The organism is Bacillus salacetis, from assembly GCF_003581585.1.
Classification (GTDB): Bacteria; Bacillota; Bacilli; order Bacillales; family Bacillaceae_B; genus Rossellomorea; species Rossellomorea salacetis.
The window spans coordinates 16,208-28,596 of record NZ_QXIR01000011.1; the positions used below are offsets into that span (position 1 = coordinate 16,208).

The 12,389-nt window shown below is 44.3% G+C and carries 10 protein-coding genes; 6 read left to right on the top strand and 4 right to left on the bottom strand.

Translation table 11 applies throughout. The annotated features are described in order from the left end of the window. Positions 1-135 precede the first annotated feature (135 nt). Complete coding sequence (locus D3H55_RS09650; protein WP_119546704.1) at positions 136-2,016, bottom strand: beta-N-acetylhexosaminidase; 1,881 nt, start codon at positions 2,014-2,016, stop codon at positions 136-138. A gap of 300 nt (positions 2,017-2,316) precedes the next feature. Between D3H55_RS09650 and glcD the strand changes: the two genes are divergently transcribed. The 4 genes from glcD to D3H55_RS09670 all read left to right on the top strand — a co-directional run bounded on the left by glcD (position 2,317) and on the right by D3H55_RS09670 (position 6,225). Further along, complete coding sequence (gene glcD / locus D3H55_RS09655) at positions 2,317-3,732, top strand: glycolate oxidase subunit GlcD (protein ID WP_119546705.1); 1,416 nt, start codon at positions 2,317-2,319, stop codon at positions 3,730-3,732. Beyond that, positions 3,729-5,057: a (Fe-S)-binding protein gene (locus tag D3H55_RS09660; protein ID WP_119546706.1), complete on the top strand. Its 1,329-nt coding sequence runs from the start codon at positions 3,729-3,731 to the stop codon at positions 5,055-5,057. Before glcD ends, D3H55_RS09660 begins: the two co-directional genes overlap by 4 nt. Before the next feature lie 138 nt (positions 5,058-5,195). After that, complete coding sequence (locus tag D3H55_RS09665) at positions 5,196-5,474, top strand: hypothetical protein (protein WP_119546707.1); 279 nt, start codon at positions 5,196-5,198, stop codon at positions 5,472-5,474. A 112-nt stretch (positions 5,475-5,586) separates the two neighbouring features. Further along, positions 5,587-6,225: a hypothetical protein gene (locus D3H55_RS09670; protein WP_119546708.1), complete on the top strand. Its 639-nt coding sequence runs from the start codon at positions 5,587-5,589 to the stop codon at positions 6,223-6,225. Here D3H55_RS09670 and D3H55_RS09675 read toward each other — a convergent pair. Then, the gene (locus D3H55_RS09675; protein WP_119546709.1) at positions 6,157-6,867 is read right to left on the bottom strand and encodes a hypothetical protein; all 711 of its coding nucleotides are present in this window, start codon (positions 6,865-6,867) and stop codon (positions 6,157-6,159) included. The genes D3H55_RS09670 and D3H55_RS09675 overlap by 69 nt on opposite strands. A gap of 145 nt (positions 6,868-7,012) precedes the next feature. Here D3H55_RS09675 and D3H55_RS09680 point away from each other — a divergent pair, with 145 nt between their 5' ends. Further along, positions 7,013-7,333, top strand: a complete 321-nt coding sequence (locus D3H55_RS09680; protein WP_119546710.1) for a hypothetical protein — start codon at positions 7,013-7,015, stop codon at positions 7,331-7,333. 60 nt (positions 7,334-7,393) lie between these two features. On the opposite strand, the gene D3H55_RS09685 is transcribed toward D3H55_RS09680, so the two are convergent. Beyond that, positions 7,394-10,522 carry a glycosyl hydrolase gene (locus D3H55_RS09685; protein WP_119546711.1) on the bottom strand — a complete coding sequence of 1,043 codons (3,129 nt, stop codon included), beginning with the start codon at positions 10,520-10,522 and terminating at the stop codon, positions 7,394-7,396. Between the two features lie 223 nt (positions 10,523-10,745). Here D3H55_RS09685 and D3H55_RS09690 point away from each other — a divergent pair, with 223 nt between their 5' ends. Next, positions 10,746-11,498: an SDR family NAD(P)-dependent oxidoreductase gene (locus D3H55_RS09690; protein ID WP_119546712.1), complete on the top strand. Its 753-nt coding sequence runs from the start codon at positions 10,746-10,748 to the stop codon at positions 11,496-11,498. Positions 11,499-11,542: 44 nt separating this feature from the next. Here D3H55_RS09690 and D3H55_RS09695 read toward each other — a convergent pair whose 3' ends face one another. Continuing rightward, positions 11,543-12,382 (bottom strand): sugar phosphate isomerase/epimerase family protein, encoded by an 840-nt coding sequence (locus tag D3H55_RS09695; protein WP_240628538.1) that lies wholly within the window; start codon positions 12,380-12,382, stop codon positions 11,543-11,545. Between the last annotated feature and the right edge of the window lie 7 nt (positions 12,383-12,389).

Here is a 12,389-nt window from a genome sequence, read left to right on the forward strand (position 1 = left end):
AAGTTTTCATAACTTAAATATACTATAGAAAGGACTGAATTGAAATAAAAATTTAGTTTTTTTAAAAAATAATGTATCATCATTTCAAAATTTCTTAAATTTTTTTTCCTGGGATTAACCCAGGAAAAAAATTAATCATGCTAAATTTCCAGCCGTTACTATTCTTTTATATATATTTCTGCCGATAGAACCTTCCGGCATCGGATATGGCCCCTCAAAATGAAGGCGCTCCTCTTCCAATTCTTCTATTGTTGAGATGGTTCCTTCAAGCCATTGTTCCACACGATGTATCGCTGTCTCTATTCTGGCAACCAACCCGCCATACCTTATATCTAAAACTTCCCATCCGAATGCCTTGTTCATCGAGAACCATAAACTTCTATGTTTTTGACGGAGGTCATTAGTCAAATCCTTCAGTTCTATTAATTTGTTCAGATGAACACTCAGCGCTTCCCTATCAGCCGTTTCATATGACAACTTCAAATGATTGCCCATTTCAGATTTGATGCTAAGAACTTTTGCTAATTGTTCATAAAATTCAAACATTTTTTTCCACTCCTGATTATTCTGCTTAGCAATTTCCAAATCAGGTATTAATTCCTTATAATGTTGGTCCATTGATAAATCACGGATGTTCGCATCATATAAACCTATAAGAATATCCTGCCAAAGCAGAATCTTGGAAGGGTTGGACTCATGCAGGTTATCTTTAGACACCCCCGGAGTTTCATCAAAATCATTTAGCCGCATAAAGTCAGAAAAATTACCGCCGGTGCAATAGTTAAATCTTTCTTCCAAATGTGCTCTTGTTACAGTTTCATGATAGGAGTGTTCCGCGTATAACTGAAGCACAGGCAGAGCTGTAACCAATGGCGTCTCTGCCCCATTATCTCCCCACATAGTCGCAAACACCTCTTTCACACCTTCCTTCTTGCAAGCCATCAAAGCAGCCTCGGAAGTAACCATTGCTTTTCCGTAGTTAGGACTGATCCCATTCCATGTCCACACTCCCCCAGCAAAAATGGGATCTGACCCTAATTCTTTATGTTTTTGCAAAAAAGTGCGATAGAAATCTTCTTCTGTGTGATAATAATCCCAATACACAAGTTGTGTGTTAGGAATCGACGAAATGACCTCTTCTGGAATCTCCGCTTCCAAATCATAATATCCACCATTCCGGGAGCCCAGCCTAAAATACATATCACTCCATATCATAGGCTTAAGATCCTTTTCTTCGGTAATAGCAATAACTTTTTTTAGGTGCCTGTTCATAACATTGAATCGTTCCTCATAACCATTTTTTGATAGGTATCTTCCTAATCCAAGCTGAAAGGCTTCGTCCATCCCTATATGTATTCTATTGGTTTTAAATGGTTTAGTAGCAGCGGTAATGATTTTTTTAATAAATTCGTATGTCTCGGGTTCATCAACTAGCAATATATCAGGGGTGTCTCTAATATTTGCTGCATAATTCCATTTTAGAGCCTCAGTTAGATGGGCGAGTGTCTGAATACAAGGAATCATTTCAATTCCTAATGATGAAGCATACTGATCACAAACCTCTATTTCTTTTTCAGTATATCTGCCACGCATATATCCAAAATAGGGATAGTCTTTCACTTCATAAGTATCCTCTGTATATACCATTAATACATTCAAACCCATAAGGGCCATTTTTCGCAGTAAATCCTGGATACTCAGTACACTTAACACTCCATTTCTAGAGGCATCCAACATTGCACCATTCATTTCGAACTTAGGAGATTCGGTGATTTCAAAGTCTCCTTTTTTTTTATAATTTTCAATCCATACTCCCAGAGCCCGGAAGAAATGAATTTTCTCCTTATAAACAATACTGCCTTTTCCGTCTTTATTTTTCACTTTTAAATCCCCTGTTGCAGTTTTCTTGACTTGAATAGGGTAACCCGTGTTTGTTAGCTGGAGATTCAGTTCTTTTGCAATCAGTTCCAACCCATCGGATAATTCAGTGATGTCTCCAGTAAAATTTACCTCCACATTAATCCCTCCTCGATCAGCATTTATGTTAGCGTTTACAATGAAATTGTTCATATCCTTTTCTATAAAATCACTATAACACACAAAAGACATAAATGATTTAATAAATCAAAAAAAATATAAAATTTTGATTTATTATTTTATTTATGTTCTAAAATTGCTAGAATGGTTTATATTCGTTAGATTTAAAAATCTTGTTAAACTCTGGATTTGTAATTTAGTTCATCTTCATATTTTTAGCGATATTTGAATCTTGGTTAGTTGTTAATAATCATCTTAAAGACAAGGAGGCTTCACTCTATGCTGCCTATAGAACTAAAAGAAAAACTGATCGCGATTGTTGGAAAGGAAAATTACCAGGATTCCAACGCAAGCAAACTCGTCTACTCTTTCGATGCCACCCCGCAGTTCCAATCCATGCCAGATGCCATCGTATCCCCCGGCAATACCAGTGAAATTTCCCAGATCTTAAAACTGTGCAATCAGTATAGAATTCCCATTGTCCCGCGGGGCTCGGGGACGAACTTAAGTGCAGGCACCACCCCGCTGGAAGGCGGGATTGTCCTCTTATTCAAACGTTTGATTAACATCCTTGAAATCGACGAAGAGAACCTCACCATTACGACACAGCCCGGCGTCAATACCCAGCACCTGATTGAAGCCGTCCAAGAAAAAGGCTTATTTTATCCTCCCGATCCAAGCTCCATGAAGATTTCCCAGATCGGCGGCAACATCAATGAAAACTCCGGCGGCTTAAGGGGACTGAAGTACGGAGTGACCCGCGATTATGTATTGGGGCTCGAGGTCGTCCTCCCCAACGGCGATATCATCCGGACAGGCGGAAAGCTCGCCAAGGATGTGGCTGGTTACGACCTGACAAGGCTGTTTGTCGGGTCTGAAGGAACACTCGGAGTCATTACAGAGGCCACGTTAAAATTACTTCCGATGCCGGAAACGAAGAAGACCATCCTGGCTCTCTATGAAGATTTAGACGCCGCCGCCAAAACGGTTTCAGCCATCATTTCCAATCGGATCATCCCGGCGACACTGGAATTCCTGGACCAGCCGACACTGCAGGTAGTGGAAGACTTCTCAAAAATCGGTCTCCCGACACATGTACAGGCAGTACTCCTGATCGAACAGGACGGCGACCCTCAGAGCGTCGAGCGGGATATCGGGAAAATCGCGGAAATCTGCAAGGAAAATCATGCTGTCGAGGTTTCTGTTGCAGGGTCCGAAATAGAAGCCGAAGCACTGCGGACGGCAAGGCGCTCTGCTCTTTCAGCATTGGCAAGGCTGAAGCCGACAACGATCCTGGAGGATGCTACCGTTCCCCGCTCCGAAGTAGCCAATATGGTCAAAGCCATCAACCGGATAGCCCAAAAATATGATATCTCGATCTGCACTTTCGGCCATGCCGGGGACGGAAACCTGCATCCTACCTGCATGACAGATGCAAGAGATGAAGAAGAAATGAAACGGGTCGAGAAAGCACTGCAAGAAATTTTCGAGCATGCGGTCGCATTGGGAGGGACCATTACAGGTGAACATGGAGTCGGCGCCATGAAGGCCCCTTACCTGCACCTGAAGCTGGGGGAAGCGGGAATTGATGCCATGCGCGGCATTAAACAGGCATTCGATCCCAACAATATCATGAACCCTGGTAAGATTTTTGCCAAATCAGACCGAAAGAGAATCGTGGTGAGCCAAAGATGAAACAAGCAGAGAAAATACGGATCCAGCAAGAGTTCAAAGACAGGATGGATTATGACGAATTATTGAATTGCATGCGCTGCGGCTTCTGCCTGCCAAGCTGCCCAACATACATCGAATCAGGTTACGACGAAACCCACTCCCCCCGCGGCAGGATCGCATTGATGAAGGCAGTCGTCGACGGAGATATCGAGCCTGACGAAGAGGTCAAGCGCTCCCTGGATATGTGCCTTGGCTGCAGAGCCTGCGAACCGGTCTGCCCGTCGGGGGTCAATTATGGCCATTTACTAGAACAGGCACGGGATATCATCTACCAAAACAAAAAACTGCCTTTCCATATCAAAGCCGTCCGTACCTTGATGTTCAAGGAAGTCTTCCCCTATCAAAATCGGATGATCGGCCTCACCGGTCTCCTGGGCTTCTATCAGCGTTCAGGTGCGCAATCCCTGGCCAGGAAGACAAACGTGATGAAGCTTTTTCCGGAACACCTGCAGCTGATGGAACGGATCCTTCCAGAAGCCCCTGCAAGAAAAAACATGAAAAACAGGCCGGCACATCTGGAACCCGCCGCTCCCAAAAGGAAAAAAGTCGCCTTCTTCTCAGGGTGCTTGATGGACACTATGTTCCTGCCGACCAACGATGCGACAACCAAACTCCTGCAATTAGCAGGGTGTGAGATCGTCATCCCGAAAAGCCAGACCTGCTGCGGAGCACTCCATGCCCACAGCGGTGAAAAGCAGGATGCCAAGGAACTCGCCAAGAAAAACATCGAGGCTTTCGAAGAGGATGAGATCGATTACATCATCACCAATGCCGGTGGATGCGGTGCTCTTTTAACAGAATACAACCACCTTCTTGATGATGAGCCTCAATGGAATGACCGCGCCTTGAGGTTCTCTGAAAAAATAAAGGACCTTTCCAGCATACTCGTGGAATTGGCGTTTCATAAGCAAGACCTGAAGCTCGAGGACCAAGTTGTCACCTATCAGGACTCCTGCCACCTCAAGAATGTCCAGAAGACGTTCATGCAGCCGCGGATGCTGCTCGAATCCATAGAAGGCGCTGTCTATACGGAGATGAAAGACGCCGGCCGCTGCTGCGGGTCGGCCGGAATCTATAACATCGTCGAACCGGAAATGTCGATGAAGATTCTCGACTACAAGATGGAACAGGCAAGAGCCGCAAAGGCCACGACCATTGTCACGGCCAACCCGGGATGCCTGCTGCAGATGAAACTGGGAATCGAAAAAGAGGGTTTGGCGGGGAAAGTACGGGCGGTGCATATTGCGGATCTGCTGTTGGAGGCTTGGGAGGGCGGCAAGAAGTAAAAATCAGGTTCCATCATATTCCATTCCCAAATACCTTCTGATTACCTCTGGCTATGTTACACTTAGATTATTAATTTCATAGTTATTAAAAAAGAAGCTATAATTCTCAGCTTCTTTTTTTGATTTGAGGTGAAAAAAATGAAAAGAAAGCTGAATTTATACATACTATACATCCTTCATATCATCTTCCCGTTACTCATGTCAGCATCGATTGTGCTCGGGATCTTCGGCAACTTCTACTTCTTGTTTGCTGTTTTTGGACTGCCTATCGTCTTACTTGTCATAGACATCGTTCTCTTGAACAATATCCGCCGGCTGTGGGGGCTGCATTTCGTGATCGGTATGACTCTTTCTTATGTAGTCTTCAGGTATTCGATAGGTCTGGCATTCATGAGCAGCATTAAAGTTCCTTTTTAAAAGGTTCTGCTTTTATTAAGGTTTCCGGGATTTCAGAGACGTTCCCGAAAGCAGCAACTTATACCAAAACACCCTTTGAAAACAAGATTCAACCCCGATATGGAGGTCTAGCATGATTAAATCACCGTTACTACTACTCGTCTCATTCGTTTTGTTTCTCGTATCTTTTCTTCTGAGATTTCCTTTCTCGTCCGTGCAATCACCGGAAATGATGATCACCCTTACGAGGCAGATCAACTTAGGATTCCACCTTTCCATCCTTTCTCACGTTTTGATGGTTGCGAGTGTGACCGTTCTTTGGTTTGCCCTGAAGAAATTTCAGCTTCTCGCTGTGACGTTTGCCTCGATCTTTGTGATTTCCTCCCCTGCCATAGCAGTGGATATTTATAAAGACAACTTGGCAAACGGCGTTTATTCCATTGAATACGTTCCCGATGAAAGTGTCTGCATGTTTGACGTTCCAGATTGGGACAATCGGAGAAACATGACTGCAGAATGCGAAATAACATTGGAAAACCGGGGTAACGAAGATGTGGAATTCACCTTCAGTTTTGAAGAAGAAACGAACTATCACCCTGTTCCTTTGTTGAACCAGGAAGCCCCTTTCCATACGAAAATTAAAGCCAAGGACATAGAAACAATACAAATCGACATGATGATCAGGGTTCCTGAAGAAATGAATTCACACATCGGCGGAGTCGAAGGGCCTAAGCTTATCCTCTATACCGGCGAGGAATCCAGGGAACTGTAAATGCTGGTGAAAGTCAGAATAAGCCGGAGGGAAACCTGCCCTCCGGCTTTTAAGAAGATCATTCTCACTGCCAGTTTCCGCTGGCTCGCGAAAGACCTTTTCATCAATTGCCTCTCCAGTCTCTTTATCCTTCACAATGACAAAGGCTTCCGGATCCGCACCAGCATACAACTGGTAATACATCCCCGCCATACCTAAAGATAACACCCCAGACTTACTTACACTGTTTTCATAGGCCGCTTTATCGACCACTATCGTAAATCGGGAAAAGGATTCATCATAAGAGATATCATGAACAAAGGGGTAGTTCCCGTTTTCTTTCATTCCCTCAATGGATTCCATGATATTCTCTTCAAATCTCTTCATGATTTTACTATGGACAGATTCAGACATTTTGTATGTGAGAGAGTCATCCTCATTTTTGATGACTTCCTTGACCCCCTCTGCTTTAGCGTCGGCGATCACCTGCTCCACATCCGACCCTTCAAATGTAGAAGCCGGCAGCGTGATTTCAACAGTTCCAGAACTATTCTCTGCATCTGCGGCTCCTTCGTTTTCCTTGCCAGCCTGTCCTTCAGAAGAACATGCGGAAATGAGTGCAGCCAGCAAAAGTACCAGCATTATATACAGCGTTTTTTTCATATCTAAATCCTCCTGCATTTTTTCTTTACTTCTATTCTATCTGTCAGATTCCTAAAACCCCAAAATATTGATATTTTGAGCAGAGCAATGATAACAATATGATATAATGATGAGGAAAATAATAGAAATAAAGGGAGGTTTTACTTTGTCCACATCCAAAATCTTAAAGTGGGTAACAGGCGCGTTGGAAGCTGTCCTGGGAATTCCTGTCCTGGGTGGAGCAATCATTCTTAGTTTCTTTTGGACACCGCTGCTTCTTATGCTTATCCTGCATATTGTAACGTTGGTCCTGACGTCAAAAGAGGACGGGGCGAAAGCAGGCAGCATCTTGGGAATCGTCACTTCCTGCATAGGCTGGATCCCGATCGTTGGAATGATCATGCACATCATCACGGCAGTATTCCTGATAATTGATGCAGCAAAATCTGAAACGGCATCTAAAACGAAAGCAGAGATTGTCAGGTAATAGAAACAAGGGGATGGTTTTTGTGAACCGTCCCCTTGTTTCTGTCCTGTCTCCCTCCCACTACCACAACACAACATTATCAATCGAAGCAGCAGCCGTTCCTGTACCGCTTACTGGTTCGATTTTCACACCAATCGATTTTACCGCGCTGGCGTTTTCTACTTTCGAAAGATCGAGAGTGAGTGTTTTATAGCCGTTTGCATCTATTGTAGTGATGCCGCTGTCAAACCATGTCCAGCCGCCGCCTGTTTTTACATAGAGGCGGGCATTCGCTGTTCCGTTTGAAAGCTTCACATCGACACTTAAGGAGCTTCCCTTGGAAAGGTCGACATTCTGGACCTTCGCCAGCTCAAAGCCTGCTGTTTTCGCCAAGTCAAAGGTTGACTGTAGTGCACCACCATTCACAGAAAGAGCAGTCGCCGCTGCCTGGTTCTGTTCGATGACCCAGCCTTCAACACCATCCTCAAAATCGTAGAGCGTCCCCAGTTCTTCCGGCATGCTGCCCGGGCCTGTTCCGCCATTCGGCACCCCGCCCGTTCCGTCATTTATCACACGGATATCGTCCAGGTAGAGGCTTCCAGAACCTGTATAACCGTTAACAGAATTAACATACACGGAGAAGGCCGTTACCTTCTGAAGATTTTGCTTTGTGAGTATGGCTCCTGCATTTGCTGTATCCCAAGGTGCAGGGGCAAACTCGCTGAATGGAATCTCAACTGCTTCCGCTTCCGTTCCAGCAAGAGATGGATAAGCTTCAAAAGCAATTCCATCTACATTGATTTGAATGACCATTTTTTGATTGGAGCCATCCGGGACCATATCGAACCGCAATTTATTGTAGCTCGACCAATCGACTGTACCAAGCGATTTGGTAATACCGGCGTAGCCTGAACCAGCCAATGTATAATCAAACTTCAACCCGTAAGAACCCTCTGCTTCATGAGCAGTATCAAGCGAAACGGATGTCGTGTCACCACCCGCATGGACAAACTGTGTTCTCAGCGAGCCGTTATCACCTAAGTAGGATTCGAAGTTATCGACAAGGGAAGGATCTTTCGGTGCCTCCGCATAGGTGTTAAACAGCTGGAGATTGTCGATGTAAATCTTTCCTTTATCTAAATCCAAGCCATTCCCAACAAGTGAAAAAGCAAGGCTTTCTGCTGCTGCAACTTTTTCAGGATCATTCAAATCGATGGAAACCGAATATTTGGCAAGATCCTCTCCCTTAATCGTCACAGTTTCCAGATCGGTCAGCTTTTTCTCTGTTGTTTCCTGTCCGAACTTTTTATTCCAGTCAGGCGGGAGCATGACAATGCCTCTTACCGTTGCATTTACACTTTCACCGGCTGCCTCCAGAGGTATGAGAGCGTCGAATTTCACGCGCTCCACTTGAGATAAATCTACCTTTCCATGCTCCTCCAGTTCCAATTTCAGTTCTTGCCAAGTATCACCACCATTCAAGCCGCTTACATTGATTTGCAGCTTGCCGTCATTCCCTATTTTTACGTGCTCAAATTCAGTAGAAATGGTATCAGGATACGTGCCATTATTCTTCACAGAGCTGATATCCTCATCAAATGTAAAACCGTCCACAAGAATTTCCGGCACTTTGACAAATACCTTTACCGTCTGCTCCTCAGTCACTTTTCCTTTCTTATTATAGACTTTGACTGTTACATCAGCAGAACCTCCGTTAAACTGTGCATCCGGGGACCAGTCTGCTGAATAATAACCTTCGGAATCAATTGTCATTGGTACTTCTTTTTCGGAGCCCTCTGCAATGTAGACGACTTTTCCAGGATTATCATTCAATACACTGGCACGGATCACTGTGGACGCTTTTTCGATGGTTGATCCGGCAGTCGGTGTGACGATGTGCATAAATGGATCTTCTTCTGCAGCGGTTACATGCTTATACTTATAAACCCCTTCCACTTCATTAAGGAAAGAAGTATACGGATCCTTATAGTAATCGATGAAATCCGGCAGCAATTCATGGTCGCCCAATCCATCAGGAGCGTTTTTATATGGAACAAACAAGTTTCCGTTCAGCGCAAAGTTAGCCCATGTCTGCATGTAAGCGATCTTCTTGGCATCCGGATCGGCCTTAATGGCATCCATCACTTTTGTGAACCATTCCAGATCTCCGTTACCTTCTGTTTTCATCCCTTGTGGACTGTATCCATACTCAGAGATAGCAGGGATTTTCCCTTTTTCTTCTGAAAGCCGGGAAATCATCGCCAAGTCATCTACAAGATTATTCAAAAATTGTTCAGTCCCTGGTGCAGCCTGGTTGTCATACTGGTCCATGCCGAGAATATCAACATAGTCATCCCCGGGATATGTCTGCAGATAGGTATCTGCATTTCCGCTGAACGTGCCATTCGGTGAAAAGACATACAAGAAGTTATGTACATCCTTTTGGTCCCTCAGATATTCAACCGTGTACCGGTAAAGTTCCTTATACTCACTTGCAGAAGTGGTTTTCGATCCCCACCAGAACCAGCCTCCGTTTTGTTCATGGAAAGGACGGAACAGAACCGGAATCAGTTCTCCTTGATCATCTTTCAACTCATTAGCAAAAAGAGCAATATTGTCTAAAAACGCCCTGAACTCAGCATTCTTTTCACCGCCTGGAAGAATACTTTGCGCAACCCTTTCAGACGTGTCGTTATATCTTCCTCCCGTCAAAAAGTTCGGGAAATGGGTACTGAGCGCAACGACGCCTCCCATTTCATGGGCTTGTCTCATTGAAGCAGCCAGGTTTTTTCGGCTTTGTTCCAAATCACCGGGAACACCGGGTTTCTCATCTCCCTGCAGACTTAACGTATCCCAGCCAAAGACAGCCGGATAATCCCCTACTGAATTTTTCACATCCGACTCGACAATTCCCTCTTCCCTGGTAATCGTGATGCCTTCATCTGTCGCATGCTGATGCCCAAAGAGAACTTCTTTCCCGCTGATACTATTAAGATAGGCAAACAACGACCTGGTATTTTGCGTGGCGTTCTGGTCTGCAAAGTCATACGTTCGTTTAACACCGTACTTCTTTCCATTCCCATTCTTAAGGGCATGGCTCTCATTCTGGTTCCCTTTGGCAGGCGGCGAAGCGGAAGCAGCTGTTGCAAATGGCGACAGGACCAGCGAAGAAGCCAGTACTGCCGTTAAAATCTTCTTATTCTTATTCATCAAGCTTATCCTCCTTTTGGTTTTTAAAGCGCTTACAAAAATTAGTATTGTACTCAGTATATTTAATTTTCAGAATTCATTCATCAGACTATAGTCCTGTTTTAAAGTAATGGTTTAAGTAAAATAAATTTATAATTTACTTTACTATTACTTAATTCATCACTAAAGATATGATACAATTCTATGTAAGCGATTACCATTTTACAAAAAAGGGGAGATTCATGTGGTGGATGTAAGTGGAAAGTGGGCCCTTGTAACAGGTGCCAGCCGCGGAGTGGGCTATGAGGTAGCCAAGTTCATGGCTGGAAAAGGCTGCAACCTGATTTTACATAGCCGAAATTTGGAACATACGAAACAAATTGAAGAAGAGGTCAAAGCGCTTGGCGTTGAAGCATACAGTGTCCAGGCAGAGCTGGCTGACTATGAGGAAGTGGTAGCCATGCTGGATTTAATAGAAAAAAAAGGCACTGAAGTGGACATCGTGTTCAATAATGCGGCCGTTCAGATTGCCTACAGAGAAAACTATTGGGAGACTCCGGTTGAAGACTTTGATATGAGCTTCCGGATTAATTTCATTTCGATGGCAGCGATTTGTTTCCGATTGATTCCGAAAATGATTGAAAGAGGGTTCGGCCGTGTCATCAATACGACAAGCGGAATCAAGAATGAACCCGAACAGTCAGGTTACGCTGCCAGCAAAGCAGCACTTGATAAATTCACAAAAGACCTGGCATCCAAACTGGAAGGGACAAATGTTATGATCAACATCACCGACCCGAACTGGTGCAGAACCGACCTTGGCGGCCAGCAGGCACCCAATGCAGTCGAGTCGGCCATTCCAGGTGTCGTAGTAGGCGCGTTTGTGGATGACCAAAAGAGCGGACGATTCTTCCATGCAGAGAATTTCTATGGCCTTTCGTTCGAAGAAGCAGTCAAAAAAGCGGAATCCATCGAAGCAAATCCTTATGTGATTTAATAACAAAAGCCGGAAAAGAATGAATGATTCTTTCCGGCTTTTTATTATAATTCAATCTTTAATTCCTTTGCCACGCCTCTTACATAAGAGGCAGCCTGACGATACTCTTCTGGAGTGGTTAAGTGTTCAAGGATAACCGGAATATCATGATCGAGCTTATTAAGCTCTGTTAACAATACTTTATAATTCAGCGTTCCTGTTCCGGGAAGCACTTCATCCAAGTGCACCATGAAATCACCTGACATCCTTATATCTTTGGCATGACAGCTTTTAATGTAAGGGCCCAGCTTTTTAAAACATTCCTTTATGAACTCTCCGTTTCGATAGTAGACTCTTGGAGAAGAAATCATATTGACTGGATCCAGATGGACCGCAAAAGCTTTTCGATCAATGGCACGAATTAATTCCAGATAGGAATCAGCGCTGTCCGGAAATATCCACGGAAGGGTTTCCAATGTGTAAAACGTCCGTTTCGGATTGACCGCATCAATGATTTCTCTGACAGAATCAACGATCATCTCGAACGTTTCTTCGCTGAAATTTTCCTCATGCGGACCATCCCACTGACCGCCTCTTGCCCCTGCAATATTGACGCATACCCGGGCACCTGTCCTTTCAGCCAAGTCGAGCTGCCTTTTGCATTTGTCCATTGCTGCTTTTCTAATGACTTTGTCAGGGCTGATTGGATTGCTCCATGCACCGACTTCAGCAAGTAAAATATCATTGGATTCTGCTGCATTTACATAACCATTGATTTCTTCTTCGCTTGCTTCATGGTCAACCGGAAATACAGCCGCACGGTAACCCTCTTCCTTCAGTGTCGCTGTCCATGTATCCGGGTTAAGGTCATCTGTAAATACCGGTCCTCCTAGTCTCATAGACATCCCCTTC

What these genes read in the sequence shown, in the direction of transcription:
- D3H55_RS09670 (WP_119546708.1), top strand. Translation starts at nt 5,587, where the DNA reads ATGATTAAATCACCGTTACTACTACTCGTCTCATTCGTTTTGTTTCTC.
- D3H55_RS09675 (WP_119546709.1), bottom strand. Translation starts at nt 6,867, where the DNA reads ATGAAAAAAACGCTGTATATAATGCTGGTACTTTTGCTGGCTGCACTC.
- D3H55_RS09660 (WP_119546706.1), top strand. Translation starts at nt 3,729, where the DNA reads ATGAAACAAGCAGAGAAAATACGGATCCAGCAAGAGTTCAAAGACAGG.
- D3H55_RS09685 (WP_119546711.1), bottom strand. Translation starts at nt 10,522, where the DNA reads ATGAATAAGAATAAGAAGATTTTAACGGCAGTACTGGCTTCTTCGCTG.
- D3H55_RS09695 (WP_240628538.1), bottom strand. Translation starts at nt 12,382, where the DNA reads ATGTCTATGAGACTAGGAGGACCGGTATTTACAGATGACCTTAACCCG.
- D3H55_RS09665 (WP_119546707.1), top strand. Translation starts at nt 5,196, where the DNA reads ATGAAAAGAAAGCTGAATTTATACATACTATACATCCTTCATATCATC.
- glcD (WP_119546705.1), top strand. Translation starts at nt 2,317, where the DNA reads ATGCTGCCTATAGAACTAAAAGAAAAACTGATCGCGATTGTTGGAAAG.